Here is a 17,014-nt window from a genome sequence, read left to right on the forward strand (position 1 = left end):
AGTTGCATGGCACGTGAGCATGATCCTTCCAACCGCATACCGCCGCGGTCCGGCACGTCCGCCGACGCAGGCGCCTCCGGGAAGCCCGGAAGCTCGCCGGTGTCGGTCCGCAGGGCGGTGACGATGCGGGGAGCGGCCGGGGACCCGGGCGGTGCTCTGGCCCCTGGCGGCGCTCTGACGCCGGGCGGCGGACAGCGCGGCCGTACGAACGCGTCGCCCGCCGCGGCCACCCCGGACGCGAGTGCCCGTACGGAGCGCAACGGACCGACGAGCGACGGGCCGAAGGGCGACGGGCCGGAGAACAAGGGTCCCGAGCGCAACGACCCGAAGAACAAGAGCCCGAAAGGCGACGACCCGGAGAACAAGGGCCCGGAGAGCAAGAACGCCCGGAAGAAGGCCACGGAGCGTACGGACGCCGACGGGGCCACCGGCACCGCGAGAGGCATCGGCGCCCCGAAGTCGTCGGCCGCCACCCCGGCCGGGGCCAAGGCGGCGGACAGGGCGGCGACCCAGGCGGCGGTCAAGGCGGCGGCCAAGGGCAATGCCGAATCGGCCGCGTCCGCGCCCGACTCCTCGGCGTCCTCCGCGTCCTCCTCGGCTCCGACCGCCATGCAGGCGACCGTCAGCACCGCCGGCGGCGCGGCGCCGGACGCCGCCGTGGCGGCGGCAGCGGCGGGCAGCGGTGGCGCGGGCACGGGCTCGCGCGCGGGCGACGAACCGCCCGGCAGCCGCCCCAAGAAGCCGATGCTGGCGGCGGCGGCGATCGTCGGCGCGATACTGATCGCGGTCCCGTTCCTCGTGGCCGGGCAGGACGAGCGCGAGCCCGAACGGACCCGCACGCAGAACGCGGCCGGCACGGTCCTGGACGCCGAGCGCTCCGCCGTTCCGGACACCTACACGAGCGAGTCACCGGCTCCCTCCCCCAAGCCGAGCAAGGAGAAGGAGGAGAAGAAGGAGAAGCCGCCCGCGCCGGTGGTCCACAAGCAGACGCTCGCGCCGTCGCCGAGCGCGTCCGAGAAGCCCGAAGCGGACAAGCCCAAGGACAAGCCCAAGCCCAAGGTCAAGGAGCTGACCGCGGCCGAGAAGCTCCGCCAGTGGGCCAACGGCCGCTCCGGCGTGCAGAACACCGTGATCAAGAACGCGGTGACCGGCCAGTGCATCGACATCGGGTACTACGACAAGGGCAAGATCAACGAGCCGGTCAACCAGTACCCGTGCAACGACACGACCGGCGACAACCAGCTGTGGAACCTGGACATCGTGGACAAGGACGGTGGCCCCCAGAACGCCCCCCTCTTCCTGATCCGCAACAGCAAGGACGGGCTGTGCCTGGACCTGGGCTACTACAAGGCGAGGTCGGCGGGCACGAAGGTCAGCGAGTTCCACTGCAACGCGACCGGTGACAACCAGCTCTGGTGGCTCGACCCCCGCGGGGACGGGACCAACTGGATCCGTAACGCCGTCAGCAACGACCTGTGCCTGCGCCCGACCGGCGGAGCCACGGCGGGCAACGACGCGCGGCTCGAAATCGCCGCGTGCGGTTTCGGCGACCGCTGGATCGTCTGAGGACGGACCCGCTCCGACGGACCCACGTCCCCGTTTCCGAGGTGTAGTCAGCTACACCACGGAAACGGGGACGTTCTCTCTCCCGGCCCTCCCGGCCGCTCTCGTAGCGTTCTGCACGGTACGGCGAGGACAGCGGCGCGCCGTGCGATCCACCTCAACTGCGAGAGGGCACAAGCATGTTCTGGCGGCGCGGCGGTCACCCCCGTACGGAAGCTGAAGCGGCAGCGGCGGCGACGGCCGGACGGGCGGGAGCCGGGCCCGCGTCCGGGACCCGTTCCCCGGCCGGCGCGCTGGTGCTCGAAGGGGTCCACCGGGAGTACAAGCGCGGGGTCCCCGCCCTGCGCCCCCTCGACCTCACCGTCCCGTCCGGGCGGTTCCTCGCCGTCATGGGCCCCTCGGGGTGCGGCAAGTCCACGCTGTTGCAGTGCGCGGCGGGACTCGACCGGCCGACGGGCGGGACCGTGCGCATCGGCGGTACGGACCTGTCCTCGCTCTCGGAGACCCGGCTGACCCGGCTGCGGCGCGAGCGGCTCGGGTTCGTGTTCCAGGCGCACAATCTCGTCCCGTCGCTGAGCGTCCTCGAAAACGTCGTGCTGCCGCTCATGCTCGGCGGCACGGCCGCGGGCGACGAACTCCGCGCCCGGGACGCCCTCGCCGCCGTGGGCCTCGCCGAGCGGGCCGGCGCGTCACCGGCGGAGCTGTCCGGCGGCCAGAGCCAGCGCGTGGCGATCGCCCGCGCGCTCGTCACCCGTCCGGACATCGTCTTCGCCGACGAACCGACGGGAGCCCTCGACCCCGCCACCGCCCAGGAGGTGCTCGCGCTGCTGCGCCGGGCCGTCGACCGGGACGGTCACACGGTCGTCATGGTCACGCACGACCCGGTGGCCGCGGCCCGCGCGGACGAGATCCTCTTTCTGGAACGGGGGCGGGTCGTGGACTGTTTGGAGGGAGCGGACCCCGACCAGGTGCGCCGGTTCATGGGCGCACTGGGCCGTGACGGGGAGCGACGGCAGGCCGGACCGGTGAAGGCACCGGCGGACACGCGGACGCCGGTCCTCTCGACCGCGCACGCGGGAGCGGCGCGATGAGCGAGGACGCCCTCAACAACTCGGGCGCGGGCGCCGACACGGGCATACCCACGGGCACGGGCGCACGGCGAGAGATGGGCGCCGCCTCCGGCTCCCGCCTCGCCGACGGGCCCGGCGGTATCGGCCCCGGCGGCATCGGGCCCGGCACCATCGGCCCCGACGTGAAGGTGACCCGGCTGCTGGCCGCCCGCTCGGCCCGTACGCACCGCAAGGCCTGGGCCGCCGTGTTCGCCGCGCTGGCACTCACCTCCCTCCTGCTCGGCTCGTTCGGGCTCGCCCTCGGTTCCGCCGTGCTCGGGCACGCGCGCGTCGAGCGGTACGCCGCTGCCGACCTCGTCGTCGCCGGGAACCAGAACACCGCGCACACCGCGAAGGAGCTGGGCGGAACCACGACCGTACGGGCCGGGCTCACCGAGCGGGTACGGGTCCCGGACGCGGCTCTCGACGTCGTACGGAACGTTCCCGGGGTCGAGGCGGCCGTCGCCGACCGGGTCTTCCAGGTGGGCGTCGGCGGGGCGGCCGCGGTCGGACGGCCGTGGCCCGCCGCCCGGCTCGCGCCGTACGCGCTCCGGGACGGACGCGCGCCGCGAGGGGCGGACGAGGTCGTCGTGGAGCGGGGAGTCGCCCGGGCCGGCGAGCGCGTCGTCCTGCGGGTGGCGGGCGCGGACACGCCGTACACCGTCGTGGGCGTCACGGACGGGCCGGGCACGGCGACCGGCACGGCGACCGGCACGACGCCGAGCCCGGTGATCCACTTCTCCGAGGAGACCGCGCGCCGGCTGTCCGGGCACCGGGACTCGCTGGACGCCGTCGGCGTCGTCGCCGAGCCGGGCGTGTCCACCGGCGCGCTGGCCGAGGACGTACGGCAGGCCCTGGCGAAGGCCGGCCTCCAGGACACCGGCCGGCGTGCCGACGGCGACCCGTCCGGCCTGCGGGTCCTGACCGGGGACGAGCGGGGCGCGGCCGCATACCTGGGTGTCGCTCCCGCCCGTTCGACCCTGCTGGCCCTGTTCGCGTCCGTGGCCGGCACGGTCGTCCTCGTCTCGCTGCTCGTGGTCGCCTCGACCACCGTCCAGGCGCTGCGGCAACGCTCGTACGAGCTGGGGCTGTTGCGCGCGGTGGGCGCGACACCGGGGCAGGTGCGCGGCGCGGTGGGCCGGGAGGTGGGCCGGATCGCGGCCGTCGCCGCGGCGTGCGGCGCGCTGGTGGCGGTGCCCGGGTACCTCGTACTGCGTGCCCTGCCGGTCGTCCAGGACGCCCTGCCCGCCGGACTCGTCCTGCCCGCGCCGGTCTGGCTGTGGGCCGCCCCGCTGGTCACGGCGGGGATCACGGTGCTGATGGCGTGGCTCGCCGCGCTGATCGCCTGCGCCGGAACGGTGAAGGCGCGGCCCGCCGAGGCGCTGCGCGAGACGGAGCCCGGCCAGGGGCGGCGGATCAGCGGGCTGGTGCTGCTGGGACTGGGCGTGACGGCGGCGGGTACGGCCACGACCCAGAGCGGTCAGGCGGCGGGCGCCGCGGCCGGTGGGGCGACCATCACGATGGTGACCGGGTGTGCGCTGCTCGGGCCGTGGATCGCCACGGGCGCGATGCGGGTGCTCGGGGCGCCGATGCGGCGGCTCGGCGGCTCCGGCGGACGGCTGGCCGCCGCCGACTCCGCGGCGTCGGCGGTCCGTCTCGGGGCGGCCATCACGCCGATCGTGCTGGTCACGGCGTTCGTCTGCGTGCAGCTCGCGAGCGGCGCCACCGTCGCCCGCCAGGCGGACGAGCAGGCACGCGCGGCGCTGCGCGCCGGCCTGACGGTCGGTGCGGAGGGCGGGCTGCCGGGCGGCGCGCTGGACCGGATCCGGCGGACCGCGGGCGTGAGCGCGGCGACGGACGTCGTACGGAGTTCGGTGGTACTGGCGGGGAAGACCCTCGGCGCGCCCGAGCTGGAACCGCTGCCGGTGCTGGGCGTGACGGCGGAGGGCCTGGAGCGGACGCTGGATCCGGAGGTGACGGAGGGGAGCGTGGCGGACCTCGCCCCCGGCACGGTCGCGGTCGGCGCGGACCGGGCCCGGTCGCTCGGCGTACGGCCGGGGACGTCCGGCGACACCGTCACCCTGCGGTTCGGGGACGGGCAGGAGGCACGGCTGCGGGTGGTGGCGACGTACGAACGCTTCCTGGCCTTCGGCGACTTCCTCCTCTCCCGCGACGAGCTGCTGCGGCACATGTCCGTCCCCGGTCCGGCCCGGGTCCTGGTCGCGCTCGCCCCGGACGCCGACCCCGCGCGGACGGGCGGGGAACTGGCGGCGGCGCTGCCGGGCGCCCGGGTGGACCTGTCGCCCGGACCCGTACAAGTGACGACGGACGACGCGGAACTGGTCTCGCTGGTCACGGTGGCGGTGGTGGGCGCGATCGCCGGCTTCACCGTGATCGCCGTGCTGAGCACCCTGTCGCTCATCGCGGTGGGCCGCCGCCCGGAGCTGCGCCTCCTCCGCCTGGCGGGCGCCGGCCGCCGCCCCCTGCGGTCCATGCTCACCCTGGAAGCGGCGGCCGTGGCGCTGACGGGCCTGGTGGTGGGCGTGACGGTGGCGTCGGTCCCGCTGCTCGCGTTCGCCCTGGCCCTGGCGGGCTCGCTGCCGTACCTGCCGCCGGTGGTGGGCGGCCTGGTGGTGGCGGTGGTGGCGGTGACGGCCGTGGCGGGCACGCTGCTCCCGCTCCGCCCGACGCTGAGGGGCACGTACCCCCTGGAGCGCCGCTGAGCCGGGGCCCGGCCGCCACCGCCGGGGCCCCCGGGCCTCATGCCCACGGCCGAGGTGCCCTGTGCTGTCAGGACCATGCCTCGAGGAGGTCGTCGGGCGCCAGGACGAGGACGCCTCCGGCGGTGCAGCCGCTACGGGCGACGGCCAGGAGCGGGGTGTTCTCGTCCGCTCCGGGGAGCTGGGAGCGGTGACCGACGAGCTGGGCGAGGTCGCGGTGGTCGAAAGGCTTGTTCTCCAGCCACTTGACGGATCCGACGAAGGTGATCTTCTTGGCGATGGGGGAGCGATCGGCGCCGATGAGGTCGATCTCCGGGTTGTTGGTGCGCGTCCAGTAACCGCCGACGGCATTGGTGCCCGGAGGAAGGCGGTCGTCGGCGAGGCGCCAGAGGGCCTCGCGGACGACGGGCTCGACGGCCCGGCCACGCCAGGACGTCCAACTGGAACGGATGGCGTCGAGGACGCGGTCGCCCCGGCCTCGTTCGACGGACGGGATGCCGGGGCCGACGAAGGACAGCCAGAAGCGCAGGTACGGATCGTCGACGCGGTAGCGGGTCTCGCGGCTGGGCCGGGTTGACAGGGGCAGTTCGGCGGCGACCATGCGACGGCCGGTGAGGAACTCCAGGGAACGTTTGACGGAACCGGGGTTTATGCCGCCCGCGGCCCGGCCGATGAGGGTGAAAGTGCGCTCGCCGTGGCCGATGGCGCCGAGGACGGTCCGGGCCTGCGCCTCGGTGGGGAACTCGGCGGCGAGGGCGCGTTCACCGCTGACGAGCAGAGCGGACGTCGGCGTGGACAGGGCCTGCCGCATATAGTCCCAGAGGCCCCCGCCGTGCGGCCATTCCTCCAGGATCAGCGGGAGCCCGCCGGAGACGAGATAGGCGTCGAAGGCCTCGGCCGGGGGCAGGTCGAGCATTGTCGCGACGTCGTGCGGGCTCAGCGGGGGGACGACCATCTCGGTGCCGCGCTGGTAGAAGGGGCGCCCGTAGGTGTTGAGCTGTTCCATCATCGCGATGTCGGAGCCGACGAGGACGAGCAGGACGGGCAGCCTGGACAGGGTGCGGTCGAAGACCTTCTGCAGAGTGCCCTCGAAGCTGGGGTCCTCACGTACGAGGTAGGGCATCTCGTCGAGGACGACGACACTGGGCGCATCGGTGGGCAGCACCGTGGCGAGCAGGCTCAGGGCCGTGTCCCAGGAGTGGGGGGCGGGCAGATCCGAGAATCGGTCGGCGCCGGGCAGGCCGGAGGCGGTGACCTCGGCGCGGAAGCCCGACAGGTCCTCCGCGCGGGAGCCGCCGACAGCCGTGAAGAACACGTGCGGCAGCCCGGCCCGCTCCAGGAACTCCTCCACCAGCCGGGACTTGCCCACGCGACGCCGCCCGCGGATCAGGACCGCACGCCCGGGCCGCCCGCCACGTCCACCGGTCTTCACGGTGCGCAGCAGGTCGTCCAGCCGGTCCAGCTCGGTTCGGCGTCCGATGAATCCGTCCATGCCGCGCCCTTCGCCTTGCTTTCTCGTAAGAAAGTTTCTTCGATGCAACTTTCTTTCATGAAAGCATGGTAGCCGCGACGGCCGAGTGGGCGCGATGGGAGACGCGTCGCGGGGCGCAGGGCCGGGTCCCGGGAGGGGCGGCGGCGCTCGCCATGTCCGCCCGGCGCGCGGGTCGGGCGTACCGTTCTGGGTGTCACCGTCAGTGTTCACACTCTGTGGACACCAGGGTCTTGTCGAGTGACCACCATGTGACGTGAGGCAAAGCCCGTCACGTGGAGCCGACCATGAGCGCCGCACCCGCACCCGTCACCGCCGAGGCCGTCCGGGCCGCCATCGACCGCGCCGAACAACTCGGCCGGTCCGACGGGACCATAGAGCAGCTGCACGCGCTCGCCGGTGAGCTGCGCGGTCACATCCGGGTTCTGCTGCCGGTGGCCCAGGCGGAGGCGGACGGCCTGTGGAAGGGCGGCGTCGAGTGGTACACGCTCGTCTCGCGGCTCGGAGGTGTCAGGCGCGCGGTCGACGCCGAACAGGAACCGAGCGGCCTGCTGGCCGCACACGTGCGGGTCCAACTGCTCAGCAGGGACTGCCGCTGGCTTCTCGACGAATTCGGCGCGGCGCTCGTGGCCGGGGACACGGGCCGGGAGGCGCACAGGGACACGGGTCGAGGTGCGAACGGGAGCGGGCAATGGGGCGCGGACAGGGGCGCGGGGCGGTGATCTCCCTGCGGCTCACCGTCCCGGGGCCGGCCATGTTCCACCTCGGCCCCTGCTTCCTGTGCCGCCGCTCCGGGGCGGAGACCGTCCGTATCGGCACGATGGCCAGCCCCGGCGGCCCCGGGCACCGGGCGTACGAGACGCCGCTGTGCGCGTGCCGCGACTGCCTCGGGTACCTGCTGACCCTGCACCACGCCCACCACGCGGCCCCCGCCGACCGCTGCCTGGCGCCGGGCCACCCTCATTGATCCCTTGACATCGATCCCCCGGAGCTTCCATGTCCTGCGACCGCTGCGGGCGGCCGATCCTGCCCGGCCGGACATACACCACCCACTCCGTCGAGACCGGTACCGGCGCCGCCCCGCCGGTTCACCTGCACAAGGCCCCGTGCGGCCCGAAGCCGGGAACCGTCCCCCGCCGCGCACCGCTGCCGCGCCGCTGAACACCGCACCCGTCCGCTTCGGGCGTGCCGGGAGGGTTTCGCGCCCGGACGCGCGTCCAACGCGCTCACCGACGCAAAAGACGTCAGGTTGTGTCAGGGAGTGAGGTCCAGTACGCGCACGGGTTCGCCCGTCCAGCGCTTCGGGTTGGTGGTCGCGATGATCGCTCCGTCGGGACGGTCCGGGGTGGGCCGCGCCGCGTACTGGCTGTGCGCCGCCGCCCAGGTCTCCTGTCGTGCAAGGGCCAGGGCGGCGGGCAGGTCCAGATCCAGGACGGTGATACCCGGCAGAGCCGCCAGGTGCTCGGCCGTTCCCGGCCGGGCGCGGTCGGCTTCCACCAGCGCGCACGCCGGGGCGTACAGGAACCAGCCGGATTCGGCGTGCGCCCGGTGGATGAGGCGTGAGGCGAGGACGTTGCCCTGTCCGGCCGCGGCCATCGCCGTATCGTCCAGGACGATGTGCATGCTGTCGCTCACCGGTCGGCTGCCTGTCCCAGACGCCGGTCCAGCTCGCGGTCCTGCTCCTGTCGTTCGGCTGCGGTCGGGGCATACCCGGTCCACGCCTCCAGCGCCGCCCGCGCCGCCTCGGCACGCTCCGCCCGCTCGGCCGGAGTGAGCAGATTCTCGGCGAGTCGGGCGAGGTAGGCGCGCAGGGACAGACCCTCGGCGGCCGCTATGGCGGCGAGCCGGTCCTTGGCCTCTTCGGGGATACGGACATTGGCATCGGGCATCGTCGTATTCCTTCCCACCCCTCAGCATACGGGTACGTACCCGTACCCTTGCCGCGCCGACGGGGGCGCGGGGGCCGTCCGCGCCCCGCCCACCGACGGCCGGTCCGCCGGTTCAGTCCTTCTTCAGGTACGCCAGTACCGCCAGCACCCGGCGGTGTCCGCTGTCGCTCGGCGGCAGGCCCAGCTTCGCGAAGACGTTGCCGATGTGTTTGCTGACCGCGCGGTCCGAGACCACCAGGGTCTTCGCGATCGTCGCGTTGTCCTGGCCCTCCGCCATCAGGTGCAGCACCTCGCGCTCGCGCGGGGTCAGCGACTCCAGCGGGTCGTCCCGGCGGCGGGTCAGGAGTTCCGTCACCACCTCCGGGTCCAGCGCCGTGCCGCCCGAGGCGACCCGGTCCAGCGCGTCCAGGAACTCGTCGACCCGCCCCACCCGGTCCTTCAGCAGGTAGCCGACGCCGCTCGCGCCGCCGCCCAGCAGCTCCGCCGCGTACGTCTCCTCCACGTACTGCGACAGCACGAGCACCGGCAGGGCCGGGATCTCGCGCCGGGCCGCGAGCGCCGCGCGCAGGCCCTCGTCGCGGAAGCCCGGTGGCATGCGCACGTCGAGCACCGCCACGTCCGGGCGGTGCTCGAGGAGGGTCGGCAGCACCTCGGGGCCGGTGGCCGCGACCGCCACGACCTCGTGCCCGGCGGAGGAGAGCAACAGGACCATGCCCTCCCTCAGCAAGGCGTTGTCCTCGGCGATCACCACACGCACGGCAGCTCCACTTCGATCACGGTCGGGCCCCCGACGGGGCTGGTCATGTCCACGGTTCCGTCGAGCGCCGCGACCCGGCGCCGCATCCCCAGCAGCCCGGAGCCGCCGCGGCCCGAGTCGTCGGCGCCGCCGCGGCCCTCGTCGCGCACGGTGAGCCGCAGCCGGTCCGCCGTACGCTCCAGCCGCACCGAGGCGCGGTCAGCCCCGCTGTGCTTGGCGGCGTTGGTCAGGGCCTCGGCGACGACGAAGTACGCGGCGGCCTCGACCGCCGCGGGTGCGCGCGGCGCGCCCACGGGGACGGCGGCGGAGGCCGTGCCACCGGGGGAGCCGGGGTCGCCGGGGGAGCCGGGGTTGCCGGCGGGGCCCGTGCCCTCGGCGGGGCCCGTGCCGTCGGCCGGCGCGGGCTCCCCGTCCAGCCCCACCACGTCCACCCGTACGTCGAGCCCGCTGCCCGCCGCCAGTGCCCGCACCGCGCCCACGAGACCCCGGTCGGTGAGGATCGGCGGGTGGATGCCGCGCACGACGTGCCGCAGCTCGGTCAGCGCCTCCTCGGCCTGGTCCTGCGCGTCGTCCAGGAGCTTGCGGGTCATGTCGGGGTTGTTCTCGTACGCCCGCTTCGCCAGCCCCACCCGCATCGACAGCGCGACCAGGCGCGCCTGCGCGCCGTCGTGCAGGTCGCGTTCGATACGCCGCAGCTCCGCGCCGTGCGCGGCGACCGCGCCCGCCCGGGTCACGGTCAACTCCTCGACGCGTTCTGCCAGTTCGGCGGTACGCCGCGCCTCCGGCGACGGCATCAGCAGCGCCCGCGACCAGGCCGCGTCGAGATCGGCGAGGCGCTCGATCAGCGGCAGGACCACCGCCCGGCGGCGCAACGCCCCGCACCACACACCGTCGACGACCAGGCCGGTGAACCAGACGGGCAGCGCGAGGCACGGCAGCAGCATGCCGTAGACGCAGTGCAGGGCGTACCACCGCAGGTCCTGCCGCGTTCCCGGGTCCTTGACCGCCGTACGCACCCGCTCCGGCAGCGTGCCGGTGAGCTGCGCGTACGCCTCGGGCAGCGGCTCGCCCGTCCAGGCGGCCACCTTGCGGCGCTTGTACCCGGTGAGCCGGTGGAGCAGCAGCGCGGTCTCGGGCACCATTCCGGCACCGATGACGAGCAACGCCGTGCAGGCCGTGAACACCAGGAGGGCGAGGAAGAAGTACGAGACCACCGCCAGCCCGGCGGCCGTCAGGAGCTGCGCCGATGCCCGGCCCGCCCGGCCCACCGCCCTCTCCATCTCGTCCAAGTCGTCGGTCATGCGGTCAGATTAGGCGACCGGGGGACGGGGGCACGGGCGGGCGTTCTCCCCGATCGGAGGTGGAGCGGGCTACACCTCCGGTTCGGGAGAGCGCTCCATGGAACGGGGGTTCACGGAGCGGCATGCTGGTCACAGACGTTCGGCGGCGAGGCTTACGAGCCCCGAGGCCGTCCGACCCCCTTACGCCGCTTACGGAAGGAACCCCACTCATGAAGTCTCTGCTCTGGCTGGTGCTCGCGACCGCCCTCGCCGCCAACGTCGCGACGAGCATCTTCATGACCGGCGTCCCGCAGCTCGTGGCCAACCTGGCCTCCGGCCTCTTCACCATCGGCGCGGGGGTGGGCCTGTACCTGATGCGCGGCACGCGGGCGGCTTCCTGACCCGTATGTGCCTGTATGCGCCTATGTTTGCCTGTACGTGCCCGCTCGTGACCGGTACGCCCCTGCCCGTGCCCGCCCGTGCTCTCGCCGCGTTCTGGCACGCTGGACGGTGTGATCCGTACCGCGACTGCCGCCGACGTCCCCCTGATCCACGCGATGATCCGCGAGCTGGCCACCTACGAGAAGCTCCCGGACGAGGCGCGGGCCACGGAGGAACAGCTGCGCGAGGCGCTGTTCGGCGAGCGCCCCGCCGCGTTCGCGCACGTCGCCGTCTCGGACGTCCCGGACGCCCCGGACGGCCGGGACGACCCCACCGGTGCGCCCGGCGAGGTGGTGGGCTTCGCGCTGTGGTTCCTGAACTTCTCGACCTGGCGCGGCGTGCACGGCATTTACCTGGAGGACCTGTACGTACGCCCCGAGAAGCGGGGCGGCGGCCACGGGAAAGCACTGCTCGCGGAGCTGGCGCGGATCTGTGTCGAGCGTGGCTACGAGCGGCTGGAGTGGTCGGTTCTGAACTGGAACGAGCCCACGATCGCCTTCTACCGGTCCCTGGGCGCGCTGCCGCAGGACGAGTGGACGGTCTACCGTCTGACGGACGCCGCGCTGACCAGGCTCGGAGCCGGCTGACAGGGTCCCCGGGCCCGTCGGATGCGCGTACGGCCGGCGAGGCCGGCGATCCGCCGCCGCCGAGCGCGGCCGTCACGGCCACCAGCCGCGCGGTGGCGATGACGGCGAGGGCCCATCAGGTGGACCTCCTGTTCGGGCGGGCGGTCCGAGGGGCCGAGGAGTCAGGGCGACTCGCGGGGCGGTTCGCCCCTGGGCCCGATCTCGTACCGGCCCCGCACCCCCGTACCGGCGCGGATCCCGTATCGGCCCCGGACCCCCGTACCGGAGCCGTACGGGATCCGCGCCCATCCCGGCGCCGGTCACGGCTCCAGGACGACTTTGCCGACCGTGCCGCGCGTCTCCAGCGCGCGGTGTGCCTCGGCCGCACGGGCGAGCGGGAAGCGTTGCGGGCGGGGCGGTCGGGTGAGGCGGGCGGGCGGGCGAGAGGGGGCACGGGGTCGGCGGCCGGGCCACCGGTCACGCGGCCCACGGCCCTTCCCGCGGCGTGGGCCTCGGCGCGGCCGGCCGGCGTCCCGCCCTCCCCGGTGCCCGGCGGAGCGCCAGCATGGCCGCCTCGATTCCGCTGTTGAACGCCACCTCCACCAGCACCCCCGGCGCCGCGACCTGGTCCCCCGCGAGGAACACCCCGCCGCCGCGGTCGATCCTGGGCCGGTCGCGCCAGGTGGTGCCGGGCAGGTCGACCGCGCCGGTACGGTCCGTCGCGACGGCCTCGCGCCGCCGGACCACGCGCTCGCGCCAGCCGGGAAAGCCGAGATCGAGCAGGCGTTCGGCCCGGGCGACGCCGTCCCCCTTGTCGTCGTCCGGACCGACGGGGAACTGCCCCTGGAGCAGTTGTTCGCCGGCCGGCGCGAGGGACGGGTCCGTGGCGGTGAACCGTTCCAGCCAGCCCGGGGCCTCCAGGTCGGAGACGATGTACGGATCGCGGCCGGCGGTACGCAGCGCCAGGTCGAGCAGTACGGTCCGGCCGCCGGTCCAGCGCGGTGTCTCGTCGCCGAGGAGGCGGCGGGCGGCCGCCAGGGACGTCGCGACGATCACCGGTGTGTTCTCGGGCAGGGCGTCGACCCGGCTCCCCGTCTCCAGCCGTACGCCCAGGTTCCGGGCGTGCGCGGCCATCCGGCCGATCAGCTGCCCCCAGCCGCCGCGCGGGAAGTGCGCCTCGGGAGGCAGGGCCGTCAGCCGCCGCAGCCGTTCCTGGACGAACGCGGCGGAGAGCGCGCCGGGGTCGTGGTGGAAGAGGGCGACGGCGGAGAAGTGCGCGGCGGCACGCGCGGCGGCGGGGCCGGCCCCCGCGGTGGCCCAGGTCGCGAAATCGGTGTCCACCGGGGCACGGACGGGGTCGCGCAGGCCGAGCCTGACCATCCCGAGGGGCGGGATCCTGCGCAGCGCGCCGTCGCGGTGGAAGAACACGCGCGAGCCGGCGGCCATCGGAACCCTCGCCATCGGGCCCAGCAGACCGCGGCGGCGCAGCCAGGCCCAGTGCGGGCCGCGGTGGTAGAGGGCGTGCGGGCCCTCGTTGGTCAGGTAGGGCCCGTCGGCGGTGCGGGCCCGGCCGCCGAGGGTGTGGTGGGCCTCGTGGAGGGTGACTGCGGCGCCGGCCTCGGCCGCGGTGATCGCGGCGGTGAGCCCGGCGAAGCCACCTCCGATGACGGTGATGTGATCCATGGCCTTCATGTCCCCACCCGTGCCTTCATCGACTTCGTCGTGTCCGTGCGTGCTGCGTGCTGCGTGCCTGCTGTGTGCGTGTGCGTGGGCCTGCCTGTGCCGTGTTCGTGCCCGCGTCTCCTGACGTGACGAATGCAGGACAACTGGATGTGACATCGGGGCGTTGTCAGTGGCGTACGTCACCATGGGGGCATGGCAGGCAGGACGATGAGGGACGGCGGAACGGGGTCCGGCGCGGCGGCGGGCGCGGCGGGCGCGGGACGGGCGAGGAGGAGGCCGGCGGCCGCCGCGGTGGCGAAGCGGGCGGAGGTGCGGCTGCCGCCGCTGAGTCCGTACGGCGGCGGGCTCGATCCGGACGGGGACTATGACGGGCTGGAGTTCACGAACCTCGATCTGAGAGGCGAGGAGGGCCCCGGCGCGCGGTTCATCGACTGCGCCCTGCGTGGGTGCGGTCTGGACGAGACGGTGCTGCGGCGGGCGCGCTTCGTCGACTGTGTCCTGAGCGGTGTGCGGGGCGTGGGGACGGACCTGTCGGAGGCGTCGCTGCGGGATGTGGAGATGGTGGACGCGCGTCTCGGCGGGGCGCAGCTGCACGGCGCGACGTTGGAGAGGGTGCTGGTCAAGGGCGGGAAGATCGATTACCTGAACCTGCGGAAATCGCGGCTGAAGGATGTGGTGTTCGAGGGCTGCGTCCTGTCGGAGGCGGATTTCGGCGGTGCGGAGCTCGTACGGGTGGAGTTCCGGGACTGCGTGCTCAGGAGGGCGGATCTGAGCGGGGTGCGGATGAAGGACGTCGACCTGCGGACGGTGGCCGAGCTGGACATCGCCCGTGGCCTGGACCGGCTCGCGGGCGCGGTGATCAGCTCGGCGCAGCTGCTGCGACTGGCCCCGGCGTTCGCGGCGCAGATAGGAGTGAGGGTGGAGGACGCGTTGGACTGAGCCGCATGGCCGGTGGGTGTGAACGGTCGCGCCACCCCGCGCGGGCCGGCGCGGCCCAGGGGCCCTTGGCGGCGCCCGGGCCTTGGTCCGGCCCGCCGCCCGAAGCGTCGGCCCCGGACGGACCGTACCCGGGCCGCGACCGGCCCCGGACCGGGACCGTAGACGAGCCGACCGCAGGCTCCGGGTGCCAGGGTGCCAGGGTGCCCGGGTGCCCAGGTGCCCGGGGGCTCGGTGCCCGCGGCCTCGGACCGGCCTTGCGCCGCGACGGGGCGACGGGCGACGGGGCGACGGGCGACGGGCGTCGGGCCGTCGGTCAGGCGCGGGGGAAGCGGGCTTGCAGGTCCCAGACCACCGGGTTGTCGGCCAGGTCCTCGTGCAGGTCGGTCAGATCCGCCGTCAGGTCGTGCAGGAAGTCCCGCGCCTCACGCCGCAGCAGCCGGTGGCTGAAGGTCAGCGGGGGCTCGTCGCGCGGCATCCAGTCGGCCGTGACGTCCACCCAGCCGAACCGCCGTTGGAAGAGCATGCGGTCCGAGGACTCCGTGAAGTCCAGCTCGGCGTACTGCGGCCGGGACGCGCGGCTGCCGCGCGGATCGCGGTCCAGTTGCTCGACGATGTCGCACAGCGCCCACGCGAAGTCGAGTACCGGCACCCATCCCCAGGCTGTGGACACCTCGCGGTCCGTGTGCGTGTCCGCCAGATAGACGTCACCGCAGAAGAGGTCGTGGCGCAGCGTTCGGACGTCCACGCGGCGGTAGTCGGTCTGCGGGGGATCCGGGAAACGGGTGGACAAGGAGTAGCCGATGTCGAGCACTGCCCGATGGTGTCACAGGTGTCACAGCCGGCCGCCCGCCCGGTTCCGCCGCCCGCCCCTGACACGGACGCGGGGACGATCACGCGGTGGTCCTGCCGCGTCTCACTGGGGCCGGGCGGGTCAGGCGGAGCTCGTTCGCTCCTCGGCGAGCGGCTGCCCGGGGGAGGGGTCCAGTTGGGCGGTGAGCCAGGTGGTGACGAGGGCGAGGACGCCGGGGTCCACGGGGCCGCGCAGGAGGCGGCGGTAGGAACGGAGCGTGTGGTGCCCGGGGTCGGGGCGCAGGACGTGGGTGAGGTCGGGGAGGCGATGGACCTCGGTGACGCCCGGCACCAGCCGGTGGATCTCGTCCAGGTCGGCGGGGTCGACCTGGATGTCCTTGGCGCCGGTGACGGCCAGGACGGGCGCGTGGATGGCGACGAGGTCGTCACGGGTGTCGTGGACGAGGTTTTCGCGCATCCAGCGGGCGTTGACCGGGAGTCCGGCGATACGGGCCACGTCCGTACGGGTCTTCCTGACCCGGGCGAGAGCCCGGTTGCCCAGGGCTCCCAGGGGGCCGCGCAGGAGGCGTACGGGCGCGGGCAGGCCCTCGGCGATCGAGCGGGCCTGCCAGCGGAGGGCCTCCTCGCCCGTGCGTGCGTAGCCGGCCAGCAGCACCGCCGCCCGCACCTCGTGGCGCGCGGCCAGGGCCATGGCGTGCAGGGCGCCTTCGCTGTGTCCGACGACGCCGACGGCTTCCGGGCGGACGGCGGGATGGGCGGCCAGCGCGCGCAGGGCGGTGGCGGCGTCCTGGTAGTTGTCGGTGAAGCCGGACGCCCGCCAGGTCCCGGGGGTGGCGCCGACGCCACGCCGGTCGTAGCGCAGCGTGGCGATTCCCGCTGCCGCCAGGGCCTCGGCCAGCGGCGGGCCGAGGTTCACAGGGACCTTACGGGTGTTGCCGTCGCGGTCCAGGGGGCCGGAGCCGTGCAGGAGCAGGACGGCGGGGTGCGGACCGGGACCGGTCGGCAGGGTCAGGGTGCCGGCCAGGGCGGTTCCGTCGGCCGTGGTGACCGTCATGTCGGTGTCGTGCAAGGCCTCTGCCTCTCCTCCCTTACTGCTCTCAATAATGAGAACGTTATCAGTCGTGAGACCATGAGGTCATGGCGAGCTCGAATCTCCTCCTCCACCCCGTCCGGATGCGCATCCTGCAGACCTTGGTGGGCGCCGATGAACTGACCACCGCCCAACTGCGCGAACGGATGCCGGACGTCCCCCCGGCCACCATGTACCGGCACATCGCCACCCTCACCCGCGCCGGCGTCCTGGAAGTGGTGGGCGAAAGGCCGGTTCGCGGCACCCTCGAACGCAGCTACCGCGTCCGCCAGGACCAAGCCCTCGTCGACGTCGACGCCCGCGGCACCATGACGAAGGACGACCACCGGCAGGCCTTCACCGTCTTCACCGGGGCCATGATGGCCGACTTCGACCGGTACCTCTCCCGGGACGACAGCGAACCCGCCCGGGAAGGCGTCCTCTACCGGCAGGGCGGTGTATGGCTGACCGAGGAGGAGTTCACCGATCTCGTGGCGGAACTCGAAGCCGTCGTCGCCCGCCGCGCACGGGCCACTCCGGGCGACGGCCGCGTTCGCCACATCATCAGCGTGGCCCTCGTGCCCGACAAACCCACGGACGCCTGATGCCGGACGCCTGATGCCGGACGCCTGATGCCGGGTGCCGGATGGCTGATGCGGGATGCCTCGTGGTGCTCGGCGTGCGGTGGTTGTCACGTCA

Annotated in this window: 17 protein-coding genes and 1 pseudogene; 9 read left to right on the top strand and 9 right to left on the bottom strand. The window is 74.0% G+C overall.

Annotated features, from left to right (window positions below; all coding sequences use genetic code 11):
• Window positions 1–6: 6 nt before the first annotated feature.
• From IG02_RS0121135 to IG02_RS0121145, 3 genes are all read left to right on the top strand, one after another.
• The gene (locus IG02_RS0121135) at window positions 7–1,566 is read left to right on the top strand and encodes an RICIN domain-containing protein (RefSeq protein ID WP_234314842.1); all 1,560 of its coding nucleotides are present in this window, start codon (window positions 7–9) and stop codon (window positions 1,564–1,566) included.
• 176 nt (window positions 1,567–1,742) lie between these two features.
• The gene (locus tag IG02_RS0121140) at window positions 1,743–2,654 is read left to right on the top strand and encodes an ABC transporter ATP-binding protein (protein WP_078854669.1); all 912 of its coding nucleotides are present in this window, start codon (window positions 1,743–1,745) and stop codon (window positions 2,652–2,654) included.
• Window positions 2,651–5,395 carry an FtsX-like permease family protein gene (locus tag IG02_RS0121145; protein WP_234314843.1) on the top strand — a complete coding sequence of 915 codons (2,745 nt, stop codon included), beginning with the start codon at window positions 2,651–2,653 and terminating at the stop codon, window positions 5,393–5,395. The genes IG02_RS0121140 and IG02_RS0121145 overlap by 4 nt, the downstream gene beginning before the upstream one ends.
• Before the next feature lie 67 nt (window positions 5,396–5,462).
• On the opposite strand, the gene IG02_RS0121150 is transcribed toward IG02_RS0121145, so the two are convergent.
• Complete coding sequence (locus IG02_RS0121150) at window positions 5,463–6,884, bottom strand: ATP-binding protein (RefSeq protein WP_030750314.1); 1,422 nt, start codon at window positions 6,882–6,884, stop codon at window positions 5,463–5,465.
• 284 nt (window positions 6,885–7,168) lie between these two features.
• On the opposite strand from IG02_RS0121150, the gene IG02_RS37915 reads away from it, so the two are divergent.
• Complete coding sequence (locus tag IG02_RS37915; protein ID WP_051765449.1) at window positions 7,169–7,603, top strand: DUF6415 family natural product biosynthesis protein; 435 nt, start codon at window positions 7,169–7,171, stop codon at window positions 7,601–7,603.
• On the top strand, window positions 7,573–7,848 hold the full coding sequence (locus tag IG02_RS0121160; RefSeq protein WP_030750321.1) for a hypothetical protein: 276 nt from the start codon (window positions 7,573–7,575) through the stop codon (window positions 7,846–7,848). The genes IG02_RS37915 and IG02_RS0121160 overlap by 31 nt, the downstream gene beginning before the upstream one ends.
• Window positions 7,849–8,135: 287 nt before the next feature.
• Here IG02_RS0121160 and IG02_RS0121170 read toward each other — a convergent pair whose 3' ends face one another.
• From IG02_RS0121170 to IG02_RS0121185, 4 genes are all read right to left on the bottom strand, one after another.
• Window positions 8,136–8,504 (bottom strand): hypothetical protein, encoded by a 369-nt coding sequence (locus IG02_RS0121170; protein WP_037803840.1) that lies wholly within the window; start codon window positions 8,502–8,504, stop codon window positions 8,136–8,138.
• An 8-nt stretch (window positions 8,505–8,512) separates the two neighbouring features.
• A complete protein-coding gene (locus IG02_RS0121175; protein WP_030750328.1) occupies window positions 8,513–8,770 on the bottom strand; it encodes a hypothetical protein in 258 nt (85 codons plus the stop codon).
• Window positions 8,771–8,882: 112 nt separating this feature from the next.
• A complete protein-coding gene (locus IG02_RS0121180) occupies window positions 8,883–9,527 on the bottom strand; it encodes a response regulator transcription factor (RefSeq protein WP_030750331.1) in 645 nt (214 codons plus the stop codon).
• The gene (locus IG02_RS0121185) at window positions 9,515–10,807 is read right to left on the bottom strand and encodes a sensor histidine kinase (RefSeq protein ID WP_030750334.1); all 1,293 of its coding nucleotides are present in this window, start codon (window positions 10,805–10,807) and stop codon (window positions 9,515–9,517) included. Before IG02_RS0121185 ends, IG02_RS0121180 begins: the two co-directional genes overlap by 13 nt.
• A 230-nt stretch (window positions 10,808–11,037) precedes the next feature.
• Between IG02_RS0121185 and IG02_RS41690 the strand changes: the two genes are divergently transcribed.
• Both IG02_RS41690 and IG02_RS0121195 read left to right on the top strand, forming a co-directional pair.
• On the top strand, window positions 11,038–11,208 hold the full coding sequence (locus tag IG02_RS41690; protein WP_158712357.1) for a hypothetical protein: 171 nt from the start codon (window positions 11,038–11,040) through the stop codon (window positions 11,206–11,208).
• 111 nt (window positions 11,209–11,319) lie between these two features.
• On the top strand, window positions 11,320–11,835 hold the full coding sequence (locus IG02_RS0121195; RefSeq protein ID WP_030750337.1) for a GNAT family N-acetyltransferase: 516 nt from the start codon (window positions 11,320–11,322) through the stop codon (window positions 11,833–11,835).
• 299 nt (window positions 11,836–12,134) lie between these two features.
• Here IG02_RS0121195 and IG02_RS40810 read toward each other — a convergent pair.
• Both IG02_RS40810 and IG02_RS0121200 read right to left on the bottom strand, forming a co-directional pair.
• Window positions 12,135–12,230 (bottom strand): annotated as a pseudogene (locus IG02_RS40810) (zinc-binding dehydrogenase); the annotation flags it as partial.
• A 61-nt stretch (window positions 12,231–12,291) separates the two neighbouring features.
• A complete protein-coding gene (locus tag IG02_RS0121200; RefSeq protein WP_051765508.1) occupies window positions 12,292–13,497 on the bottom strand; it encodes an FAD-dependent oxidoreductase in 1,206 nt (401 codons plus the stop codon).
• Between the two features lie 192 nt (window positions 13,498–13,689).
• On the opposite strand from IG02_RS0121200, the gene IG02_RS0121205 reads away from it, so the two are divergent.
• Entirely contained in the window at window positions 13,690–14,436 is a 747-nt protein-coding gene (locus IG02_RS0121205) for a pentapeptide repeat-containing protein (protein WP_234314844.1), read from the top strand.
• A 313-nt stretch (window positions 14,437–14,749) separates the two neighbouring features.
• On the opposite strand, the gene IG02_RS0121210 is transcribed toward IG02_RS0121205, so the two are convergent.
• Together IG02_RS0121210 and IG02_RS0121215 are read right to left on the bottom strand one after the other, a co-directional pair.
• A complete protein-coding gene (locus IG02_RS0121210; RefSeq protein WP_030750346.1) occupies window positions 14,750–15,247 on the bottom strand; it encodes a hypothetical protein in 498 nt (165 codons plus the stop codon).
• Window positions 15,248–15,367: 120 nt separating this feature from the next.
• Window positions 15,368–16,300 (bottom strand): alpha/beta hydrolase family protein, encoded by a 933-nt coding sequence (locus IG02_RS0121215; protein ID WP_420707783.1) that lies wholly within the window; start codon window positions 16,298–16,300, stop codon window positions 15,368–15,370.
• Window positions 16,301–16,383: 83 nt separating this feature from the next.
• Between IG02_RS0121215 and IG02_RS0121220 the strand changes: the two genes are divergently transcribed.
• Window positions 16,384–16,920 carry a helix-turn-helix domain-containing protein gene (locus IG02_RS0121220; protein ID WP_030750350.1) on the top strand — a complete coding sequence of 179 codons (537 nt, stop codon included), beginning with the start codon at window positions 16,384–16,386 and terminating at the stop codon, window positions 16,918–16,920.
• Window positions 16,921–17,014: the final 94 nt, after the last annotated feature.

The organism is Streptomyces sp. NRRL F-5135, assembly GCF_000719775.1.
In the GTDB taxonomy this organism is placed as follows: Bacteria; Actinomycetota; Actinomycetes; order Streptomycetales; family Streptomycetaceae; genus Streptomyces; species Streptomyces hebeiensis.